Source organism: Bacillus sp. 2B09, from assembly GCF_003946835.1.
Taxonomy (GTDB): Bacteria; Bacillota; Bacilli; order Bacillales; family Bacillaceae; genus Bacillus; species Bacillus altitudinis.
The window spans coordinates 233523-254367 of record NZ_RPSG01000003.1; the positions used below are offsets into that span (position 1 = coordinate 233523).

Below are 20845 nucleotides of genomic sequence, written 5' to 3' on the forward strand. Positions count from 1 at the left end.
ACGTTCTTTTTTTATCCTTGTTTTTCACAACAAAAGCAGGGATTATTATTTAGAGAAGCGAACTATTTTTGATACATAAAAGGGGGAGATCTATTGATGAAGAAATTGATAACAGCAGAGGATTTAACACAAATCGTGTCTGTTTCTCATCCAGTCTATTCACCAGATGGAAAAAAGGCTGTTTTTACAAAAGTATCGGTGAATGAAAAAAAGGATGATTACAATATTCATTTATGGGTTCGAGATGAAGGGACAGGGGAGCTGTCACAATGGACATTCGATGATGGAAAGCATCATCAGCCAGTGTGGTCAAATGACGGGAAGCAGCTTGCGTTTATTTTGCAGAAGCCAAAGGAAGTCCCTCAGCTCGCACTCATTCAGAGCGATGGCGGCGGCATTCGTACTTTAACGAATATTCCTTACGGCGTATCTCATCCTGTATTTTCACCGGATGGAGCGTTCATTTATGCATCGGTCTCATTAAAACAAGAAGAATCTGTTCATGATGAAAAAAAGGAAGAGTGCGATGACTTTGCTCCGGCAGTATATGATGATTTGACTTATAAAGCAGATGGCAGAGGCTTTTTAGACGGGCGTCTGACGCAAATTGTACAAATCGATGTCTGCTCAGGGGAGGTAGAGACGGTTACGAGTGAGCAGCATCATCATGTGAATCATGTCGTCTCTCCTTGCGGGAAGTGGCTCGCCTATATTCAATCCAACCCGCAGACGTTTTACATAAGTGATATCTGTCTCCTGTCATTAGAGGACGGTACATCCAAGAAAATCACCCAATCAACAGGCGCTTACTCGACCGTATCATTTTCTCCAAATGGAGAAAGCCTGTTGTACATTGGACACGAGCGTGAATTTCAGAATGCAACCTTCCCATCATTGTGGCTGTATGATCTGAAGGAGAAAAAGACCGTTCAACTGTCAGAAATGCTCGATATGTATGTTGGTAACTGTATGGCAGGGGATAGTGTCATAGGTGAAGCCAATCAGCTTCCGCAATGGACGAAGGATAGTCAGGGGTTTTATGCGCTTGTTTCTGATCAAGGGAGTACCGGGATTTATTATTTCTCTATTGAAGGCTTAGCCTATCCCGTTCGTTTAGAGGCAGAACATGTGACGAATTTCAGTCTTCATCCAGATGAATCAAAAATGCTGATCAGCCGTCTTTCACCTGTCTCGCCTAGTGAGCTGTATGAGCTGACTTTAGGGGAATCCTCACTCAAGCAAATCACGTTTGAGCATGATGACTTTCTAAAGGAACATGTCATATCCGAACCTGAACCAATTTCTTTCCAGTCAAAAGAAGGAGACGTTGTACATGGCTGGTTGATGAAGCCTGCTCAGATGGAAGAGGGGAAGACATATCCACTTATCTTAGAAATTCATGGCGGGCCGCATGCGATGTACGGTCATACGTATTTTCATGAATTTCAAATGCTCGCCGCTGAAGGGTATGCGATTGTTTACATCAACCCTCATGGCAGTCATGGATACGGACAGATGTTTACAGACCGGGTAAGAGGCAGCTATGGTGACGTTGATTATGAGGATGTCATGCTGGCTGTTGATCATGTGCTCGAAGCCTATGACTTTCTTGATGAAACAAGGCTTGGCGTAACAGGCGGCAGCTATGGCGGTTTTATGACCAATTGGATTGTCGGACAGACAGACCGTTTCCGTGCAGCTGTTACACAGCGTTCCATTTCAAACTGGATTAGCTTTTATGGCATCAGTGATATCGGCTATTTCTTTACAAAATGGCAGGTGGATGGGGATATTTATGATTCGGTTGATAAGCTATGGGATCGTTCGCCGCTAAAGTATGTAAAACAGGTGAACACACCGCTTCTCATCCTGCACAGTGATGAAGACTACCGCTGCCCAGTCGATCAAGGAGAGCAGCTTTTTGTGGCATTGAAGGAGCTTGGAAAAGACACGAGATTAGTCAAGTTTCCTAAGGCTTCTCATGATTTATCCAGAAGTGGCCACCCTGGGCAACGTATTCAAAGACTGACCTTTATTCAAGAATGGTTTAGAGAGAAGTTATCCTAATCAAAAAACGGCCCTGATTGGGTCGTTTCAGCGTGTAGACAAACCCTCGCATTCGGTGTCAGTCCTGCGTTCCGGTGCTCACGAATGTCAAATTCGCTCTGCGCCAGTACTCGTCCTTCCTAGACTGCAAAGGTTTTCTATCACACTGAAAAGAAGACAAAGGGCTAAAATTAGCCCTTTGTCAACAATTAAAAAACGACCCAGTAAGGGTCGTTTTCATGTCATATATGAATTAGAAAACCTGTTCAACTTCTACAACGCCAGGTACTTCTTCTAATAATGCGCGCTCAATACCGGCTTTCAATGTAATGGTTGAACTTGGGCAGCTGCCGCATGCACCAAGAAGGCGTAATTTCACAATGCCATCTTCAATGTCTACAAGCTCACAGTCTCCACCATCACGTAATAGAAATGGACGAAGTTTGTCCAGTACTTCCTGTACTTGGTCTTTCATTTCGACTTCAGTCATTAGATATAATCGCTCCTTTCACAACATATCACCATTATATTCATCTGGACGATAAAAATCTATTGATTGGTTTCAAAGTTTCCTTCTCATTATAGCACAATCTCATCTTGAAACAAAAAGTGATTTTGACTTTTTTCATACAGAAAATTCAGCTAAAATAAAGAAAGAATAGGGGGCTTGTCAAATGAACAAAACCGTTGACCTTTATGTATATGGAAGAGATGTCCTGTGCGCTAGTTGCGTGAATCTGCCTTCTTCAAAAGATACATTTGAGTGGCTAGATGCAGCATTAAAACGAAAATATCCAAATCAGCCGTTTCGCATCACATATATCGATATTGAGCACCCGCCTGAAAACGAACGCCAAAAAGAATTGTCTGAACGAATTCTTGATGATGAATTCTTTTATCCGCTTGTCCTTGTTGAGGATCAAATTGTTGGAGAGGGCAATCCGAAATTAAAAGATATTTATCAAGAAATGGAGAAATACGGGTACGAAGAGAGCAGTGAATGAGCTGTTCTTTTTTTAGGAAAATAAACAGAACAAACGTTCCTTTTTAGGTTGATTTAGAACGTTTGTTCGTTTATAATGAGATGAAAGGAGCGTGAGCATCATGAATTATTTACTAAAACAATCTCTTCATCAACAAATACCGATTGATATGATTTATATGAAGAAAAATGGAGAGTGCTCGAAACGAAAAATCATTGTACATCGTCAAACTGAACAGTTCATACAAGCGTATTGTTTATCGAAGAAGACGATCAGAACGTTTCGTAAAGACTGCATCCTTGCGCTTGCTCCTATCAAAGTGAACCATTCATCGGTACATGCCGTTTCATAATAAAAGCTCCTTCATTAGAAGGAGCTTTGAGAAAAAATTCACATCATTTTATCCATTGTGATGCTTGTACATCCAAAGAAGTCCAGATTTTAAGAGTCTTGGAACACGACCAACAAGTGGACGATCCGCCACTAAGCCAAAGCCGGCTTTTTTCCCTAAAGAGCCGAGTACGCCTTTTAACTTAAACTGTGGGTAAGCCTCAGGAAGCGGTTCGTTCTTCCAGCGTTTCTGTAGAGATTGCACAATTTGCTCTGCCTGTGCCTCGGCAAGCTGTGCACTTGGTGCATGAGGCAAGCTTGCGCAGTCACCTACGACATAGACATGCTCATCTCCAGGGAGATTGTGATGAGGAGTTAAGACGACACGGCCTTGTGCATCTTTTTCAACATCCATATCTCGCACGACTTTACTTGGCTGAATTCCTGCTGTCCACACGATGACATCTGCTTCAATGGCATCGTCATGGTTGTACACAACTCCTTCTTCAACCTTCGTAATATTGGCGCAGTTAATGATCTTTACATCGTTTTCTTCAAACCATTTTTGTACATATAAACTTAATCTTTTTGGGAAACTGGAAAGAATCAGTTCTCCGCGGTCAAAAAGAATGATGTTTAAATCAGAACGGCTTTCACGCAGTTCACTGGCCAGCTCTACCCCGCTAAGTCCAGCACCGACGATACCAACCGTTGCACCTGCACTCAAATTGTTTAATTTGTTATACGCAAGCCTTGACTGATCAATGGTTTGAATGCTGTATGTATGTTCTTTCGCCCCAGGGACATTGTGATACTTGTCCTCACAGCCGAGTCCGATTACCGTATCATCATATGGAATCGGTTCACGGTCGCTAAATAAGATCTGTTTGTTTTCAATATCAATTTTTTCTACTTCCCCGTATTGAATATCCAGCTTCGGATGCTCTGGAAAAGATACTCGAATGTGATGATCAGAGATCGTTCCAGCAGCAAGTGCATAATATTCTGTTTTTAAACAGTGGTAAGGATTTCGATCAATTAATGTGATAGTAACATCATCAGGTAATTGATTTGGCAATAAGCGGTGGAGAACCCGCATATTCCCGTAACCTCCGCCGATCAAGACTAAATTTTTCATGACGATTCTCCTTTTCCCCCTAGACATTGAAAAACACTTATACTAAAAAACTTTAAGTTAAAATACCAAATAAAATTATATCGAATTTACTGTGAAACCACAATAATTGTTTCAAAATAACCTACATATTCATTACTTAGTCCTAAATAGTAAAACATTTTACGGGGAATAGGCGTAACGATTTATTGAAGCTCATGTTTTGACTAATAGAAGGAATTTCGGTAGGATAGTAAGGCAAATGTGAGGTGAAGCACAGTGTTTCCACTGATCGAATTTTGTGTAAGTAATCTTGCACAAGGGTCTCAAGAAGCAAAAGAGAAGCTAGAAAAAGACCCAAACTTAGATGTAATGGAATACGGCTGTTTAAGCTACTGCGGCAAATGTATGGACTCCCCATTTGCTCTTGTGAATGGAGAATTTGTTTCTGGAGAAAATGCAGAGCAGCTAGTCGAGCGTATTTATGCTTTTATAGAGGAAAACGACATGTTTTAAATGCACCACATGGGTCATGAGGTGCATTTTTTTCATATATTAAGTTTCCATTTTTCAGGAAAAAATGTAGAAAGCGCATCCAATATGTTATGCTAATAAAATATCATCAAAATGAAGCATCACACGAGAGAAAAAGAGGCATATGCATAATAAAAGCCCTTTGCCATGGCAGCAAAGAGCTTCTATGTATGAAAAACGGGGGATGATAAGATTGTCTCCTGAATCGACTCCTTTTATACTATAAAGAAACAACATTTTTGGAGGACGCTCATGACATCATTTCAATTCACGAAAATGCACGGACTAGGAAACAATTATATATACGTCAATCAGATGAAGGAACAGCTTCCAGAAGAGCAGCTGTCAGAGATAGCGATCCGCGTTTCTTCTGTTTATACAGGTATCGGTTCAGACGGAATGATCCTCATTTGCCCATCAGATGTTGCGCCTGTGAAGATGCGCATTTTCAACAATGATGGATCAGAGGGGAAAAACTGCGGTAACGGTCTGCGTTGCGTGGCAAAATATGTGTATGAGCATCAAATCGTAACAGACACAACGTTCCAGATTGAGACATTGTCAGGACTCGTTGAGGCGACCGTTCATGTGCAGGATGGTCACGTTCAGTTAGTGACAGTTGATATGGGTAAACCTCGTTTTGAAAAAGAAGCGATGCCAATGCTTGGTGAACCGGCCAGTACAACGATCAATGAACCGCTTGATTTTGGCACGACGACCTTAAATGGAACAGCTGTTTCAATGGGGAATCCCCATATCGTTTTCTATTTAGAAGACATTGAACAGGCGCCGCTTGATTCAGTTGGGCCAATTATTGAAAAGCATGACATGTTTCCAGAAGGCGTCAATGTAGAATTTGTGGAACGTGTCAGTGAAACAGAACTGCATTTTCGTGTGTGGGAAAGAGGTTCAGGCATTACACAGGCTTGCGGAACAGGGGCTTGCGCTGCGGCTGTATCCACAATTGTGAATGGGCAGGCGAAAAAAGAAACGGACATGACGGTTCATTTAGCAGGCGGGGATCTCATCATTCGCTGGAAAGACAATGACCATGTGCTTATGACAGGACCTGCTGAAACGATTTGTGACGGCACATTTTATCTCTAATCCATTTATTTGAGAAAAGGCATCATCACGTTTATAATTGAAAAAGAAACATCCAGTCAAAAGGAGGGATGATCATGAGTACACCAGTAACCATTACAGAAGCTGCTGCACTGCAGATTAAAGATATGATGAAAGAACATGAAGAAGAAAATGCGTTCCTGCGAGTGGGCGTAAAAGGCGGCGGCTGCAGCGGTCTTTCGTACGGCATGGGCTTTGACCATGAAGTCTCAGAGAAAGACACGCAGTTCGAGCAGCACGGCATCAATGTCCTTGTCGACTCCGAAAGCCTTGATATCATGAACGGAACCATCATTGATTTCAAACAATCACTAATGGGCGGCGGTTTCACGATTGACAATCCAAACGCGATTGCGTCATGCGGATGCGGTTCTTCTTTCAGAACAGCGACAAATACCGGTACGCCAGAAGAGTGTTGAGCTTTGTTTTACATGCCTTCTCAATAGTTGATGTTTTTAACATTACTATCTGAGGAGGTTTTTGAATATCTTTTAATAAAATAGTAAAACTCTTAAAATATAGATTATGATTAAAGTTTTTTCTGTTTAACTGGTCACTATATTGAAGGAGCATCCATTATAATTTGAAGAAGCGCTTAGAAATCTAAGCGCTTAATATAGTTCCTCTAAAACAGTTTTTATACCTTTTACAAAATCATGTTTTTCATTTTTATTAACATTTATACCTATTGGTATTAAATGTCTTCTGAGTAATTCTTCTGCATCAAAAGGATGTAAATTTGGGACGATAATAAAATGCTCTCCTTTAATGTAAGTGAATATTTTATCATATAGGTCTTTAAAATACTCATCTTCAAAAGAAAATCCAATAAACAATAATGTTCTATTGCTCATTATTCCATTTAGAACATATTTTATTTGATTAGCTTCATACAGTTTATCATAATCATCTTTTGTGACTATCATAGAATTAGGTATTTCAACATTACCATGCAGATGAATTACTTTCTGTGAATTATCGTCCATTAAATCTTGTAAATCGTCAAGAGTTTCTAATATTTGAGGCATTATAAATTCATCTCTGTAGTCTCTTAAAAAATCAGAAACAATGTTATCATAGTTAGTTGTAAGGATAAATTGTGTATCAAGTTTTAAAATATCAATAATATTATGGTGGCTAAGATTAGATTCTTTAACATATTTTCTTTTGATAATATTTTTAATTTCTTTTTTTATCATAGATTCATTCTTGTATAATCCTGAATATAACTTTAGGAAACTAAGGGCTCGTAGGTAATCACCTTTATTAATAATATCTATATACTTTTCTCGGTTAGTATCCGACAATCCTCTCTCTAGCTCCCGAAGCAAATCACCCCAGCTTGGTAATCTAAAAGGGATTGATACACCTGCACCAAGAAAAGGAATTAATTTTTTTGTCCGACTTTTTAATTTTTCTAGATTAGGTCTAAAATCATCAATTAAATACTTTTTTAAATTTTCTTTTTTTTGATCCTTAATTAATTCTAAATAAATTGAATTTAACTTATAAGATTCATTTATTAAATGGTTTTCTGAATTTTTTAAAGTCTGTCCACAGTGTGCACACTTTTCATTAAGGTTTACTGCAAAATCTACAGAGTCTGTATCTTCACAATCATATGTAAAGTATTTCGAAGCGAATCCCATTCTTAATAATTCATTCAGTATAGTTTCAATTGTTGAAAGATCGATATTGTAATGTGTTAACTTTTCTTTCGGAAAAATTTCATCTTTTACCACTTCGGCTAATATTTTTAGTTTTTCTAATAAATCTTCTTCATTTATTTGTACTTTAATACTAACGGTGTGAATCAATTGTGTTAATGACATAATGAATTATCTCCTTATTTAAAGGTCTAGTAGCAAGGAAAACTATCCTAAATTGTTTAGTTGTAGAATATATAGTTGTTTGTATAACATCTATATCTTTCTCATCACTAAATATGTAATCGGTAAACCAAGAAACTGACCAACTATCTAGTCCCAAGGCCTGTTCAAAATTAAAATAAAGGCTATGAAACATATCAGAAGCAGAAACAGGATACTTAGAATTAGATGATTGAGTTGAACTTCTGCTTGATTTATTTGAAGTGAAATTAATTCGGGTCGGATAACCAATAAGTTTATTTCTTTTTGCTTTTCTAACTAGTTCAAGAGGTTTTATTTGGTATTCAATATAATATGAAAGAAGTAAGGCTTTTATTTTCTTCCTTAAGTCACTTTGATCTGTATTAGACAGTTTGACAGTATCATTGAATAAGACATGGTTTAAGTTTTTGACACTTTCTTTAACCGTATAATCCACTCTTGAATATAGTTCTCTACGTAAGTCATCTAATAAGTTATCATCCATTTTTTTACAAAGTTTAAACATGCCTTCACGATCATTTTTAACTTGAGGCTTTTTTAGAGATATTCCAAGAGTGTGCAAAACTTTGTTTATTGCTTTTTGATGAAGTTGGTGAATGGTTGTGTCAGCTTCTGTATTTTCTTTTGTTAATCCACCAACATTTTTAATCATAGTTAAAGCAAGGTTCTTTTTGAAATCAATTTCGATTCCAGCAATAAAATAAACTGTTCCTTGAGTACTTTTTTGCACAGCTTCGACAAATAAAAATCTAGCATTAGATACTTCACCATTAATTTCAGTAAGGTCACAACCGGCAATAAAACTAGTATTTGGTACGGTGATATTTAATAAGTCCATTAAATAAAAGCCATTTTCGCTCATAAGATCATGAAAGTTTGTAGGGATAGATTCTTTAAAATTAACATTTTCTATAAGTTGTTTTAATTTTTCTTTAAATTTTTCAATATTTAAATTAGGGTGTGCTGAAATTTTTTCAACAAATACATTTTTAAGATGGCTATATAAAATATTTTCGAAAAAAATCTTCCCTGTTATCTTTTGTTCACCAGGGAAATTTACCATTAAATGACTGTAGTAATCTGGGAAATCAAGCTTTTGAACTTTTTCAGGAATTTCAAACTCGGATAAAACATCTTCTTTAAATTTTTCAGTATCAATGAAATCAAGAAATTTATACCCATTAAAAATATATATACTATTTTCGACTTTCATCAAATATCCCCCTTAATACTCAAATTATAGCATGATGTAAGAATATGTAATAGGGTGAATATATTTTATTTTCAAGGATGATTAGATTTTCTTTTTTGTCGGAAGACCCTTTCTTTTATTTCATCATATCAAGATTGCAAATCGCTCAATTTTGTTACAGCTTGCTCGAACAACTGGCTATTTCCACTCGAAAAGAGTATCATGAGAACCAAACATAAACTGTAGTCAGAAAAGAGGTTGCTGAGGTTTGAGTGAACAAATCAATTGCAGGAACTGTCATGAACTGATTCCGTATCGTTCCAAAACGTGTCCAGCTTGCGAGATTGAGAAGCCGCTTCCGAAAAGGGAACGGGTGAAGGATCGGGTCATTTTGATTGTGGCAGGGATTGTTGTGGTGCTGCTTGCTGCAATGGTGCTTGGAATGGCAAATGCCTATATTGGGGTTTTTAAATAAACGAAAAAGGAGTTCCGCGAGTGGGAACTCCTTTTTTAATCCGTTCTTATTTGTTTTCAAATAAGCTTGTGGAATGAAGAGGCTGTACACGGGCTTTCGGGTCCATGTAGGCTTTTGCATTGTTGACAGCAGTTGGTGCTTCACCAAATCCGCTTGCAATCAATTTGACTTTTCCTTCATACGTACAGATGTCTCCTGCCGCATAGAAACCTTCGATGTTTGTTTCCATAGTAGATTTCACCACGATGGAGTTCTTTTCGATTTCAAGGCCCCATTGTTTGATTGGTCCAAGGGAGGAAACAAAACCGAAGTTGACGATCACGTCGTCCACATCTAGTACTTGCTTTTTATCGCCTTTCACTTCTTCAAGCACAATTTGTTCGATGCGGTCTTCCCCAATGAGCTCCGTTGGGACAAATGGTGTCAGCACATTGACTTTCGAGTTGTGCAAGTTTTCTACACTGTGCTCATGTGCACGGAATTTATCACGACGGTGAATAATCGACACTTCTTTTGCGATTGGCTCAAGCATCAGTGCCCAGTCAACCGCAGAGTCTCCACCGCCAAGAACAGCAACACGTCTGCCAGCGAATTGGTTCAGGTCATTGATGAAGTAATGCAGGTTGCTTCCTTCAAATGATTCTGCTGCATCTAGCTCAAGCTTTCTCGGTTGGAATGCACCGTTACCAGCTGTAATGATGATCGTTTTTGAATAATGAACCTCTTGGTTCGTAACGAGTTTGAAGATACCGTCTGCTTGTTTTTCAACCGTTTCCACAGCTTGCTCTAAGCAAATGGTTTGATCAAATTTATCCATTTGTTCCTTTAAATTATCAATTAATTCTTGTGCGCGGATTTTTGGGAAACCAGCCACATCATAAATGTATTTTTCAGGGTAAAGAGCGGATAGTTGACCGCCGAGCTGAGGAAGGCTTTCAATAATTTTTACACTTGCCTGTCTCATGCCTCCGTAAAACGCAGTAAACAATCCGACTGGGCCGCCCCCGATAACGGTAATGTCATATACCTTAGAATCTTCTTGCATTCCTTAATCCTCCCAAATGAAAATTGTTATCACTATATCATATCATACCACATATCGTCGTTTGACTTGTTTTGAAAAACTTGTCGTTTTTTGATGCCGATGCGGTGAAAAGGGGAAAAAAGAGAGAAAGACCGTTTATCCTAAGGATTTTCAGTTTAAAGCCTTGAAAAAAGGAGCAGAACTCGCTATTATTGTTAAGGGAACTAAATATTAATTTTTTATGAATTTTTGTCGGATACGGTCAAATGCTTTCGTTTTTTGTAGGTGAAAGTTCAGATTTTCACATACTTATTTTTTTGTTTAAATTTCATAAAATGCCGCAAAGCGGTTGAGAATAACGATATGTAATTCTTTATCCGTTTTACAGCAAATTTAAAAAAGGTGGATGTGATTCCAGTGAATAAACCGAAAATCGTTGTATTAGGTGCAGGTTATGGCGGATTAATGACTGTAACAAGATTAACAAAACAGCTTGGCACAAATGATGCGGACATTACTCTTGTGAACAAGCATAATTATCATTACGAAACAACATGGTTACATGAAGCAAGTGCAGGTACTCTTCATCATGACCGTTGTCGTTATCAAATCAAAGATGTGATTAACAGTTCCCGTGTCAACTTTGTACAAGCAACAGTTGAAAGCATTAATAAGGAAGAGAAGAAAGTTGTGACATCAGATGGCGAACTTTCTTATGACTACCTTGTTGTTGCGCTTGGTGCTGTTCCTGAAACATTTGGTATTGCAGGACTGAAAGAATATGCATTCTCAATCTCTAACATCAACTCTGCTCGTCAGCTTCGTGAGCACATTGAACTTCAATTTGCGACATATAATACGGAAGCTGAAAAGCGTCCAGAGCGTCTGACAATCGTTGTCGGCGGTGCAGGCTTCACAGGTATTGAGTTCCTTGGTGAGCTTGGAAACCGTGTACCTGAGCTTTGCAAAGAGTATGATATTGATCAAAAAGATGTGCGTATTATCTGTGTAGAAGCTGCACCAACAGCTCTTCCAGGATTTGATCCTGAATTGATCGACTATGCGATGAACTACCTTCAAGGTAAAGGTGTTGAGTTCAAAATCGGTACAGCGATCAAAGAATGTACGCCTGAAGGCATCATTGTTGGAAAAGACGATGATACAGAAGAAATCAAAGCTGAAACTGTTGTATGGGCTGCTGGTGTACGTGGTAACCCAATCGTTGAAGAAGCTGGATTTGAAAACATGCGCGGCCGCGTAAAAGTGTCTCCAGATCTTCGTGTACCAGAAAATGAAGATGTATTCATCATCGGTGACTGCTCATTAATCATCAATGAAGAAATTAATCGTCCATATCCACCTACTGCACAAATTGCGATGCAGCAAGGTGAAACAGTAGCGAAAAACCTTGCAGCACTAGTAAAAGGTGGCACGCTTGAAAGCTTTAAGCCAGACATCAAAGGAACAGTTGCTTCTCTTGGTGAACACGACGCTGTAGGTGTTGCGTTTGGTAAAAAACTTCAAGGAACAAAAGCTTCTGCAATGAAAAAAATCATCGACAACCGTTCATTATTCATGGTTGGCGGACCAGGACTTGTTCTGAAAAAAGGAAAATTCAAGTTCTTCTAAACCGATATAGACAAAAACGTGTATCCCTGTGGTACACGTTTTTTAATGTTTGACGGAATATTTTCTCACTTGGTACTGGACAGAAAAATATGTTATGATTAATTATCAGAAAATTTAGATTAAGGAGTGAGCAATATGAATGCACAAACGAAAGAAAAAAAGTCAACTTGTCAGTATTGTTCAGGAAAAGGATATTTTCAGTTATTGCTCGGCGGATCAGAAACATGTGAGGAATGTAAAGGGACAGGAAAGAAGCATTAATCTTACGGCTTTTTCCATTGATTGACTTCATCTCTATTTCCAAGTTAAACTAATGATGGGATATTTGGGGGTGGAGATGAAGTGATCAGTTTACCAGTCGTTATCATTTCAGTTATTTTATTTTTCGTGTTATTCTTCGGCATTGGCTTTTTGCTGAATATGCTGCTGAGAATGTCATGGATTATGGCAATTTTATATCCAATTGTATGCCTTTTCATTATCAATAATCAAAAGATGATCGCTTATGTAAGAGAACCAGGCATTGCTTTTTCCGGGATAGGAGACCGCATCGTTTCTCTTGCTGCGGCAGATATCATTATTTTATTAAGTGGTCTGATTGGTGCCATTGCCTCAGGTTTTGTCATCAATGCCCTTCGTAAAAGAGGCTATCAAATGTTTTAACTCACTTGTCTATACGCAAGTGGGTTTTTTTGTTTCTCCTTTGCATAGTTTCCATTTTGTTTGGAAACAAATAGATGGGTAGAGGAGTGACAAATAGAAATGAAAACATGGATGAAACGATTGTTCATGACAGTTCTGTTTATGCTTGCCTTGATGACAAGCTTTACGGGCATATCTGGCGTAGAACCAAGTGATTTAGCTGCATGGGTGAAAGAGACCGATGCTGGTAAGCACGTATCTTCTTTTTTAAAGCATCCAAAAAGGCAGACGATGGCGGTGAAAAGTGACGATTTGCGTGCTGTTTCTCTCGAAGAAGCATTTAATTGGAACGATTATCCGAAGCAAAAGGTTGTCGCCACAGGTTATACAGCAGGTGTAGAATCAACAGGTAAGACGAAAGAACATCATGCATATGGCATTACATATTCAGGCGTCAAAGTAAAACGTGATTTATATTCAACCGTGGCAGCGGACCCATCTGTCTTTCCGATAGGAACTGTCCTGTTTATCCCCAATTATGGCTATGGTGTAGTCGCAGATACTGGGAAAGCGATTAAAGGTCATAAGCTTGATTTATATTATGAAACGGTTGATGATGTGTATAGAGAATGGGGTAAAAAAGTGCTGGACGTTTATGTGATTAAAAAGGGTGAAGGAACGCTGACAGAAAAAGACTTAAATCAGTTGAATGAAGCAGAATCGATGCAAGTGTTCCGGCAGCAGTTTCAAGCCAATAAAGAATAAAAAAGCTTTGGATCTCAAAAGGTCCAAAGCTTTTTCGTTTCTACATGAAGTAATAATCTAAGATGAGTGTGAGCAAAATTCCTGTTAAGCCGCCGAAGAAGACTTCAATCGGCTTATGCCCAAGAAGCTCTTTCAATTTCTTTTGCTTCTCTTTTTCTTCCGCACTTGGGAAGTTCTTTGCCTCGGCAACAAACCGGTTAAAATCTGTGACCAGTTTGTTCAGGACAGTTGCCTGTTCTCCCGCCTGTCTGCGAACACCTGTCGCATCAAACATCGTAATAATGGCAAAGATGGCGGAAATGGCAAAAATAGATGTTCCTAGCCCGTGCTCTAAAGCAACTGCTGTTGAGAGTGCCGTTACTGCTGCGGAGTGTGAACTTGGCATTCCGCCTGTGCTTGTAATGAGCGACCAATCTAGTCGTCTAGAAATGATAAATTGAATCGGTACTTTTACAAATTGTGCAAAAAAGATGGCTGCAAGGCTGGCAAGCAGCGGAAAATTCGTCAGTACGCTCATGAACAAGAAACATCCTCTCTTTAAGAAAAAATAACGTGCAAAATGATAAAGTATTTACCCTAGTAAGATAAAAAAATGATGGCAGTAAGAACTGTTGCCAAGTCCATGTTCATTATAACATTAAAGAAAGTAGATGTGGAACGAGGAGACCATGGATAGGCTGCTATGGATCGCTGCCGCTTTTTCATGATGCCCTTCCGCGTGCCAAAATATAAATGTTCTTCAAGGGAAGACAGGCTGGCAATGATCGTATCAGCACATAAATTTTGATATAATAGAAGTTCCAATGTGAAATATGGAGTTCATTGAAGGAGCGTGTGATAAATATGTTTTTCTCGACAAATGAGTTGCAACATAAAGATACACTGGCCATCGGACTTTTTCAAAAGAGCCAATTATCAGGAAAAGCAAAAGAAATGGATGAGTTACATGGAGGAAGAATCACTGAATTATTAAAAGAAGGCGATATTTCGTCCAAGCGAAATCAGCTTTCGAAATTTTTCCCATCCCCTGAAACCGGCATTAAACGTATTTATTTTGTCGGGCTTGGGAAGGAGTCAGATTACACGTTTGAAGAGGCAAAGGAAGTGTTTGCGCATTTATTTAAAAAGCTTCATCAAGATAAAAAGCAAGCAGTTTCGGTTTTGCTTGATACATTCACAGGAAAGGATCTGCCTGTTCAAGATGCAGCCCATGCCCTTTCTGAAAGCTGCCTTTTAGCTACATATGAATTACAAGATTTTAAACATAAAACGAATGAACCGGATCGCTTTATCGAATTTGTTTATGCAACAACGGATCATGATGCTGCCGAAATTCAGGCAAGTTTGAAAGTGGGCGAAGTCTACGGACAATCGGTCAATTCGGCTCGTACACTTGTGAATATGCCGCCGAACATGCTTACGTCCTCTGATCTTGCATCCTATGCGGCAGAGCTTGCTTATAAATATGAATTCGAGATTGAAATTTTAGATAAAGAACAAATGGAAGAGCTCGGAATGGGTGGTATTCTAGCCGTTAATAGAGGCTCAACAGAACCACCGAAGCTAATTGTATTGAAATATCAAGGCAAGGAAGAATGGACAGACGTCATCGGCCTTGTCGGTAAAGGCATTACGTATGATACAGGTGGGTATTCCTTAAAGCCAAGAGCAAGTATGGTAGGGATGAAAACTGATATGGGTGGCTCAGCCTCTGTTTTAGGCGCAATGGAAATCATCGGTGAACTTCGTCCAGAGCAGAATGTCATTGCGGTCATCGCCTCAACAGATAATATGGTCTCAGCAGATGCGATGAAGCCAGATGACGTCATTGTCTCACTAAGCGGCAAAACAATCGAAGTGCTTAACACGGATGCAGAAGGTCGTCTTGTTTTAGCAGATGGTGTGACCTATGCGAAGCAGCATGGCGCCTCTGTGCTTGTGGATGTTGCGACATTAACAGGCGGTGTCATTGTGGCACTTGGGAATGAAACAACAGGCGTGATGACCAATAACGATGAACTGTATGCCCAGTTTAAAGAGGCATCAGAAGAATGCGGGGAAATGATTTGGCAGCTGCCAATCACCGAAAAAGATAAAAAACGAGTAAGAAACAGCAAAATGGCTGATCTGAATAACTCACCAGGTCGTGATGGTCATGCGATCATGGCAGGTGCATTCATTGGGGAATTCGCTGAAGACACCCCTTGGGTTCACTTAGATATTGCAGGAACAGCCACGACAGAAAAGCCTTCATGCTTTGGTCCAACAGGAGCAACAGGTGTGATGGTCAGATCATTAGCAACATTTGTGGAACGATTTGAACCGAAGAAATAACGACGGAAGCTCTGCCAACTGGCAGAGCTTTTTATGTAGGACATACGCCATTTGACGAAGTAAATTTTCTATGGTAACATACGTTGGTACTTTAATTATCTACTACATTAGTAAACTAAAGGATTTCGGAGGTTTCACCATGAATGCAGTTGTTTTAGCGGTTGTTTTAATGTTGATATTAAGCTTGCTGCGGGTCAATGTCGTGATTGCGCTGGCACTTGGCGCTTTAGCGGGGGGACTTGCAGGTGGATTAGGTCTAGGGGGAACAGTTCAAGCGTTCACTGACGGTCTTGGCGGAAATGCGACAGTGGCGATTAGTTACGCACTATTAGGTGCATTCGCAGCCGCATTGACAAAAACGGGTCTTCCTGATGCCATGGTCGAAGGAGCAGTAAAGCTTCTTGGAAAAGAAGGCGATTCAAGAAGAAAAACATTATCAAAAGTGCTCATTATTCTGGTCATTTTGATCGTATCTTGTTTTTCTCAAAACGTTGTTCCTGTTCATATTGCCTTTATTCCGGTCTTAATCCCGCCATTATTAAAGGTGTTTAACGAGCTTCAAATTGACCGCAGACTGCTAGCATGTGTGATGACTTTCGGACTTACTGCACCATATATTTTACTTCCGGTCGGTTTTGGACAGATTTTTCACGGAATGCTTCGTGACAACATGAAAGATGCAGGTTTAACAGTGAATTTAGCAGACATTCCGTATGCGATGCTGATTCCTGTAGGCGGCATGGTTCTTGGCTTGATCGTTTCACTCTTTGTATATCGTAAGCCAAAAACATATGAAAATCGTGACATTACGGATGTAGAAAAATCAGCATATACAAAAAAGAGCTTATTCTTTGCTGGACTTGCGATCCTTGTATCACTTATTGTTCAGTTATATCTCTCTCAAAGCCTTGGAGTCGAAGGGATGATCTTCGGTGCGCTTGCAGGCTTGCTTGTCTTGTTTGTAACGGGAATGATGAAACGTGATGAAGCAGATGCGCTGATTACATCTGGCATGAACATGATGGCATTTATCGGATTTGTCATGCTTGTTGCAGCTGGATTTGCCAATGTTTTAACGAAAACAGGAGATATTGAATCTCTCGTCAAGGCATCTTCTCAATTTATCGGAAACAGCCAAAGCTTAGCGGCCATTTTAATGCTACTGGTGGGTCTGCTAGTGACAATGGGCATTGGCTCATCATTTGCAACGATTCCGATTATTACGACGATCTTTGTACCGCTTTGTTTACACTTAGGGTTCAGCCCAATGGCGACTATTGCGATTATTGGTTCAGCTGCGGCTGTAGGAGATGCAGGTTCACCTGCAAGCGACAGTACACTCGGACCAACATCTGGACTGAATATGGATGGACAGCATCACCACATTTGGGGTACATGTGTCCCAACATTCGCCTTTTATAATATCCCGCTCGTCTTGTTCGGCTGGCTTGCGGCAATTATGCTATAAATGAAAAAAGGTTCCTTACTCTTAGAGTAAAGGAACCTTTTCTGATGTTAGGAAGCTGTTTGTTCTTTTCGAAAGGATGTAGCTTTTGAAACAGATCGATAAATTTTAGGTGCCAGCATCGCAAGGAGGATGGTCAGCGCATAGTCTTTTACCATAAACCAAATCATGAAGAACCATGTAGTTTGATAAGAGATTGGTGCGTTCAGCCATACATTTAATGCGATGTATGTATAAGTTGTCCCGATCACATACATCACGGTCGTTCCTGCAATGGCTGCAAATAAAAAGCGGCCAAAACCAGGGTTTTGTCTTTTTTCAAGAATGAATCCGGCAAGCCAAGCAGCAGGAATGTATGATAACACAAAGCCACCGCTTTTTCCTAAAATAACGCCGAGACCCGCCGAGAACTGTGCGAATACAGGTGCACCAGCGATCCCAACAAGAGCATAGACAATCATGGCCAATGCGCCAAGTCGTCTGCCCAACAAAAGACCAGCAAGCACACAAAAAAACGGCTGCATCGTAAGTGGGATTCCGCCGACCTGTAAAAATGGCACAATGGATGTGATATTGGCTCCGATAGCCATGAGTGCAGCAAACATCCCGACGAGCACAAAGTCAGCTGTTCTTGTCTTCTTTTGCATGATATTTCCCCCTGTCTTATCTGTACAAATAGATTAAGGGGAAGAGGTTCTTTTGTCAACTTATTTTTATTTTAGGTTAACAATAAAACCCGCCCCTGAAAAGGGCGGGCTAGATATTAAGCTTCGGTCATGGAAGAGGTTTGAAGGGCTTTACTAACAGGCACATAATCATAGCCGAGATCACGAGCGACAGCTTCATAGGTGATATGTCCGTTCATCACATTGACGCCTTCAGCAATTGCCTTGTTTTCTTTGATCGCTTTTGCAGCGCCTTTATTTGCAATCTGCAGTGCGTATGGGACCGTGACGTTTGTTAAAGCAACTGTCGATGTTCTCGGAACCGCTCCTGGCATATTGGCAACAGCATAATGTAAAATGCCGTGCTTTTCATAAGTAGGCTGATCATGTGTTGTAATATGATCGATTGTTTCCACAATCCCGCCTTGGTCAATGGCTACATCGACAATGACAGAACCAGGCTTCATTTGTTTCACCATTTCTTCTGTGACAAGGGTTGGAGCTTTGGCACCTGGGATGAGAACCGCACAAATGAGCAGGTCTGCCTCGCTCACTGAATCTGCAATGTTAACAGGATTAGACATTAACGTTTTCATTTGGTGACCAAACTGATCGTCCAGCTGACGTAATCGTTCCGCATTTACATCAATAAGGGTGACATCTGCGCCAAGTCCGATCGCCATTTTCGCTGCATTTGTTCCAACGACACCGCCGCCAATAATGGTGACTTTCCCTCTCGATACTCCTGGCACGCCGGCGAGCAAAATGCCTTTTCCGCCTTTTGGCTTTTCTAAAAATTGAGCACCAATTTGAGCAGCCATTCTACCTGCTACTTCAGACATTGGCGTTAATAGAGGGAGTGATTTTCCGTCCGTTACCGTTTCATAAGCAATGGCTGTTACACCTTTTTGTTTTAATGCTTCAGCCAAGGAGGGCTCTGCTGCAAGGTGCAAGTACGTAAATAAGATCAGACCTTCTCTGAAATATGAATATTCTTCTGGTAATGGTTCTTTTACCTTCATAATCATATCAGAAGAGGCCCACACATCTTTCGCTTGATCAAGAATCTCTGCACCAACAGATACATAATCGTCATCAGTGAATCCGCTTCCAAAACCAGCGTTCGTTTCGATTAAAATCTGGTGTCCAGCTGAAAGCAATTGAGATGCTGCTCCTGGTGTTAATGCGACCCGGTTTTCATTGTTCTTAATCTCTTTCGGAATGCCGATGATCATATCAATTCCTCCTATGCTTATCTATTGATATTGTATGTCTAGTGTATCCTGAAAGTTTAGAAAATTCTTCGGTTGAATGAAAAAATTAAAAAACGCCTCTTTGTGAAATTTCACAAAGGGACGTTTTTTAGCTTCATATCAAGATAAATAGTCATTTTCTCATTCATGTTTTTTAAATCAATTTCTGCAATGTCCGTAATCCGCTTCAGTCTATAATTCAATGTGTTGATATGAATATTTAACTGCTTTGCGGCGATATTGGCGTTGCTGTCACAATCAATAAATCGTTCAAGGGTCTCGACAAGGTTGGAATGATGCCTGAGATCGTAATCCTCAAGCTTTGATAAAGAGTAACTAGAATAAGACGATCCCTTTCTTTTTTCTGCAAGCACATCTAAGTATTGATAAATACCTAGTTCAGAAAAGCTGTTTAAACGTTCTGTTTCCACAGGAAAGCGTTCTTTTGTTTTTAAGACGGCCAGTGCTTCTTTATAGGATGGCTGAATATGAGTAATGTGATCGTAAATTCCACCAATGGCCGCCTGAACGTCATGGAGCTGATACCGATCAGACAACTGCTTTAGCATGCCGCTTGTGAATTGTTTAATATCTTGAAGCGGATGTTCTGTTTTTGGCGAGACAAGAATAATGAATTCGTTAAAATCAACAGTCGTTAAAAGCACCTGCACTTGCTGCGTTGTTTCAAGTAGATAGGAGAGCTTCTTTTCCGTATCTTCTGTCAGTTCATCACGAAGGCGAAAGATAATAATGGCATACGTGTCTGGACACCTCATCCCAAGTCTCAAGAAGAGATCAAGCATCTCATCCTTTTCATGAATATGTCCTGTGAGCATCTTCCAAAATAGCTCCTGATTGCGTTCTTCTGTTTTCGTTTTTCGAATTTGTAAATTGAGTAATTTGTTTTTCACGGCATGTGCTGCCATCTTGAGAAGGTCCATTTCTTCATCTGAAAAAGGCTGCGTGGATTCAATTGCCCAGATAAAGCCGAGCACCTCTTTGTCTTTCCATATGGAAATGGCAACCCTGCTGGATAGACCGACTTCTGCAATTTGAGGTACGCGAAGCGGTTCATCTGTTTTAAGGAGTGTAGGAATGATACCGTCTTTCCAAAGCCGGTTAATGACTTTTTCCGGTACACGGCGGGAGATAATGGTTGAAGTTCTGGCGGGATCAGTGAAATCATTATGTGTGCTATAGGCTAGTAATCGATGATGAGTATCTTCTATAGTAATAGGGCAATTGAGCACATCACTAATTTGGTCTGCCACATCCTCTAAACGATCAAGGCTATACTTAAATGGATCTGTCTTTTTTGTCATAAAAAACCCCTGCTTTTTCGAATATTTCACGTACTTACATTATGAAGAGAATCAGGTACGTAAATCAACAAGAAAA

The 20845-nt window shown here is 39.8% G+C and carries 21 protein-coding genes and 1 pseudogene; 13 read left to right on the plus strand and 9 right to left on the minus strand.

All coding sequences use genetic code 11. The annotated features are described in order from the left end of the window. Positions 1-96 precede the first annotated feature (96 nt). On the plus strand, positions 97-2067 hold the full coding sequence (locus tag EBQ12_RS08685; RefSeq protein ID WP_017358918.1) for a S9 family peptidase: 1971 nt from the start codon (positions 97-99) through the stop codon (positions 2065-2067). A 232-nt stretch (positions 2068-2299) separates the two neighbouring features. On the opposite strand, the pseudogene EBQ12_RS08690 reads toward EBQ12_RS08685, so the two are convergent. Then, a pseudogene (locus tag EBQ12_RS08690) lies at positions 2300-2599 on the minus strand (NifU family protein). 121 nt (positions 2600-2720) lie between these two features. On the opposite strand from EBQ12_RS08690, the gene EBQ12_RS08695 reads away from it, so the two are divergent. Together EBQ12_RS08695 and EBQ12_RS08700 are read left to right on the plus strand one after the other, a co-directional pair. Beyond that, positions 2721-3050, plus strand: coding sequence for a YuzD family protein (locus EBQ12_RS08695; protein WP_008346819.1), 330 nt, complete (start codon positions 2721-2723; stop codon positions 3048-3050). 100 nt (positions 3051-3150) lie between these two features. Further along, positions 3151-3381, plus strand: coding sequence for a WYL domain-containing protein (locus EBQ12_RS08700; protein WP_017358919.1), 231 nt, complete (start codon positions 3151-3153; stop codon positions 3379-3381). A 48-nt stretch (positions 3382-3429) separates the two neighbouring features. Here the strand turns inward: EBQ12_RS08700 and EBQ12_RS08705 are convergent, their stop codons facing one another. Beyond that, entirely contained in the window at positions 3430-4497 is a 1068-nt protein-coding gene (locus EBQ12_RS08705) for an NAD(P)/FAD-dependent oxidoreductase (RefSeq protein ID WP_017367978.1), read from the minus strand. A gap of 255 nt (positions 4498-4752) precedes the next feature. Here EBQ12_RS08705 and EBQ12_RS08710 point away from each other — a divergent pair, with 255 nt between their 5' ends. The 3 genes from EBQ12_RS08710 (at position 4753) to EBQ12_RS08720 (ending at position 6551) form a co-directional block, all read left to right on the plus strand. Further along, the gene (locus EBQ12_RS08710; RefSeq protein ID WP_008346813.1) at positions 4753-4989 is read left to right on the plus strand and encodes a YuzB family protein; all 237 of its coding nucleotides are present in this window, start codon (positions 4753-4755) and stop codon (positions 4987-4989) included. 270 nt (positions 4990-5259) lie between these two features. Continuing rightward, entirely contained in the window at positions 5260-6114 is an 855-nt protein-coding gene (gene dapF / locus EBQ12_RS08715) for a diaminopimelate epimerase (protein WP_125589706.1), read from the plus strand. A gap of 74 nt (positions 6115-6188) precedes the next feature. Further along, entirely contained in the window at positions 6189-6551 is a 363-nt protein-coding gene (locus EBQ12_RS08720; RefSeq protein ID WP_024423354.1) for a HesB/IscA family protein, read from the plus strand. Between the two features lie 192 nt (positions 6552-6743). On the opposite strand, the gene EBQ12_RS19510 is transcribed toward EBQ12_RS08720, so the two are convergent. Together EBQ12_RS19510 and EBQ12_RS08730 are read right to left on the minus strand one after the other, a co-directional pair. Continuing rightward, the gene (locus EBQ12_RS19510) at positions 6744-7964 is read right to left on the minus strand and encodes an SIR2 family protein (protein ID WP_241215626.1); all 1221 of its coding nucleotides are present in this window, start codon (positions 7962-7964) and stop codon (positions 6744-6746) included. After that, positions 7933-9216 (minus strand): hypothetical protein, encoded by a 1284-nt coding sequence (locus EBQ12_RS08730; RefSeq protein ID WP_125589709.1) that lies wholly within the window; start codon positions 9214-9216, stop codon positions 7933-7935. The genes EBQ12_RS19510 and EBQ12_RS08730 overlap by 32 nt, the downstream gene beginning before the upstream one ends. A gap of 247 nt (positions 9217-9463) precedes the next feature. On the opposite strand from EBQ12_RS08730, the gene EBQ12_RS08735 reads away from it, so the two are divergent. Continuing rightward, on the plus strand, positions 9464-9670 hold the full coding sequence (locus tag EBQ12_RS08735; RefSeq protein ID WP_125589712.1) for a hypothetical protein: 207 nt from the start codon (positions 9464-9466) through the stop codon (positions 9668-9670). A 46-nt stretch (positions 9671-9716) separates the two neighbouring features. On the opposite strand, the gene yumC is transcribed toward EBQ12_RS08735, so the two are convergent. Then, positions 9717-10715, minus strand: coding sequence for a ferredoxin--NADP reductase 2 (yumC, locus tag EBQ12_RS08740; RefSeq protein ID WP_007500433.1), 999 nt, complete (start codon positions 10713-10715; stop codon positions 9717-9719). Between the two features lie 390 nt (positions 10716-11105). Here yumC and EBQ12_RS08745 point away from each other — a divergent pair, with 390 nt between their 5' ends. The 4 genes from EBQ12_RS08745 to EBQ12_RS08755 all read left to right on the plus strand — a co-directional run bounded on the left by EBQ12_RS08745 (position 11106) and on the right by EBQ12_RS08755 (position 13730). Then, positions 11106-12323, plus strand: a complete 1218-nt coding sequence (locus EBQ12_RS08745; protein ID WP_160758061.1) for an NAD(P)/FAD-dependent oxidoreductase — start codon at positions 11106-11108, stop codon at positions 12321-12323. Positions 12324-12458: 135 nt separating this feature from the next. Further along, positions 12459-12584, plus strand: a complete 126-nt coding sequence (locus EBQ12_RS19345; RefSeq protein ID WP_008346797.1) for a YuiA family protein — start codon at positions 12459-12461, stop codon at positions 12582-12584. An 81-nt stretch (positions 12585-12665) separates the two neighbouring features. Continuing rightward, positions 12666-12986, plus strand: a complete 321-nt coding sequence (locus EBQ12_RS08750) for a YuiB family protein (protein ID WP_003212933.1) — start codon at positions 12666-12668, stop codon at positions 12984-12986. A gap of 99 nt (positions 12987-13085) precedes the next feature. Next, positions 13086-13730 (plus strand): 3D domain-containing protein, encoded by a 645-nt coding sequence (locus EBQ12_RS08755; RefSeq protein WP_024719745.1) that lies wholly within the window; start codon positions 13086-13088, stop codon positions 13728-13730. Between the two features lie 40 nt (positions 13731-13770). Here the strand turns inward: EBQ12_RS08755 and EBQ12_RS08760 are convergent, their stop codons facing one another. Then, positions 13771-14247, minus strand: coding sequence for a divergent PAP2 family protein (locus EBQ12_RS08760; RefSeq protein ID WP_024719744.1), 477 nt, complete (start codon positions 14245-14247; stop codon positions 13771-13773). 326 nt (positions 14248-14573) lie between these two features. On the opposite strand from EBQ12_RS08760, the gene EBQ12_RS08765 reads away from it, so the two are divergent. Further along, positions 14574-16064, plus strand: coding sequence for a leucyl aminopeptidase (locus EBQ12_RS08765; RefSeq protein ID WP_008346787.1), 1491 nt, complete (start codon positions 14574-14576; stop codon positions 16062-16064). 139 nt (positions 16065-16203) lie between these two features. Then, complete coding sequence (locus EBQ12_RS08770) at positions 16204-17532, plus strand: Na+/H+ antiporter family protein (RefSeq protein WP_008345907.1); 1329 nt, start codon at positions 16204-16206, stop codon at positions 17530-17532. 47 nt (positions 17533-17579) lie between these two features. On the opposite strand, the gene EBQ12_RS08775 is transcribed toward EBQ12_RS08770, so the two are convergent. The 3 genes from EBQ12_RS08775 to EBQ12_RS08785 form a co-directional block, all read right to left on the minus strand. Beyond that, complete coding sequence (locus EBQ12_RS08775) at positions 17580-18176, minus strand: biotin transporter BioY (protein ID WP_008345905.1); 597 nt, start codon at positions 18174-18176, stop codon at positions 17580-17582. A 116-nt stretch (positions 18177-18292) separates the two neighbouring features. Next, on the minus strand, positions 18293-19429 hold the full coding sequence (gene ald / locus EBQ12_RS08780) for an alanine dehydrogenase (RefSeq protein WP_050826570.1): 1137 nt from the start codon (positions 19427-19429) through the stop codon (positions 18293-18295). Between the two features lie 110 nt (positions 19430-19539). After that, positions 19540-20769, minus strand: a complete 1230-nt coding sequence (locus tag EBQ12_RS08785) for a PucR family transcriptional regulator (protein WP_007500450.1) — start codon at positions 20767-20769, stop codon at positions 19540-19542. Between the last annotated feature and the right edge of the window lie 76 nt (positions 20770-20845).

Coding starts and splice junctions, on each gene's coding strand:
- EBQ12_RS08720 (WP_024423354.1), top strand. CDS start 6,189: ATGAGTACACCAGTAACCATTACAGAAGCTGCTGCACTGCAGATTAAA.
- dapF (WP_125589706.1), top strand. CDS start 5,260: ATGACATCATTTCAATTCACGAAAATGCACGGACTAGGAAACAATTAT.
- EBQ12_RS19510 (WP_241215626.1), bottom strand. CDS start 7,964: ATGTCATTAACACAATTGATTCACACCGTTAGTATTAAAGTACAAATA.
- EBQ12_RS08770 (WP_008345907.1), top strand. CDS start 16,204: ATGAATGCAGTTGTTTTAGCGGTTGTTTTAATGTTGATATTAAGCTTG.
- ald (WP_050826570.1), bottom strand. CDS start 19,429: ATGATCATCGGCATTCCGAAAGAGATTAAGAACAATGAAAACCGGGTC.
- EBQ12_RS08685 (WP_017358918.1), top strand. CDS start 97: ATGAAGAAATTGATAACAGCAGAGGATTTAACACAAATCGTGTCTGTT.
- EBQ12_RS08700 (WP_017358919.1), top strand. CDS start 3,151: ATGAATTATTTACTAAAACAATCTCTTCATCAACAAATACCGATTGAT.
- EBQ12_RS08785 (WP_007500450.1), bottom strand. CDS start 20,769: ATGACAAAAAAGACAGATCCATTTAAGTATAGCCTTGATCGTTTAGAG.
- EBQ12_RS19345 (WP_008346797.1), top strand. CDS start 12,459: ATGAATGCACAAACGAAAGAAAAAAAGTCAACTTGTCAGTATTGTTCA.
- EBQ12_RS08730 (WP_125589709.1), bottom strand. CDS start 9,216: ATGAAAGTCGAAAATAGTATATATATTTTTAATGGGTATAAATTTCTT.
- EBQ12_RS08695 (WP_008346819.1), top strand. CDS start 2,721: ATGAACAAAACCGTTGACCTTTATGTATATGGAAGAGATGTCCTGTGC.
- EBQ12_RS08760 (WP_024719744.1), bottom strand. CDS start 14,247: ATGAGCGTACTGACGAATTTTCCGCTGCTTGCCAGCCTTGCAGCCATC.
- EBQ12_RS08755 (WP_024719745.1), top strand. CDS start 13,086: ATGAAAACATGGATGAAACGATTGTTCATGACAGTTCTGTTTATGCTT.
- EBQ12_RS08775 (WP_008345905.1), bottom strand. CDS start 18,176: ATGCAAAAGAAGACAAGAACAGCTGACTTTGTGCTCGTCGGGATGTTT.
- EBQ12_RS08705 (WP_017367978.1), bottom strand. CDS start 4,497: ATGAAAAATTTAGTCTTGATCGGCGGAGGTTACGGGAATATGCGGGTT.
- yumC (WP_007500433.1), bottom strand. CDS start 10,715: ATGCAAGAAGATTCTAAGGTATATGACATTACCGTTATCGGGGGCGGC.
- EBQ12_RS08765 (WP_008346787.1), top strand. CDS start 14,574: ATGTTTTTCTCGACAAATGAGTTGCAACATAAAGATACACTGGCCATC.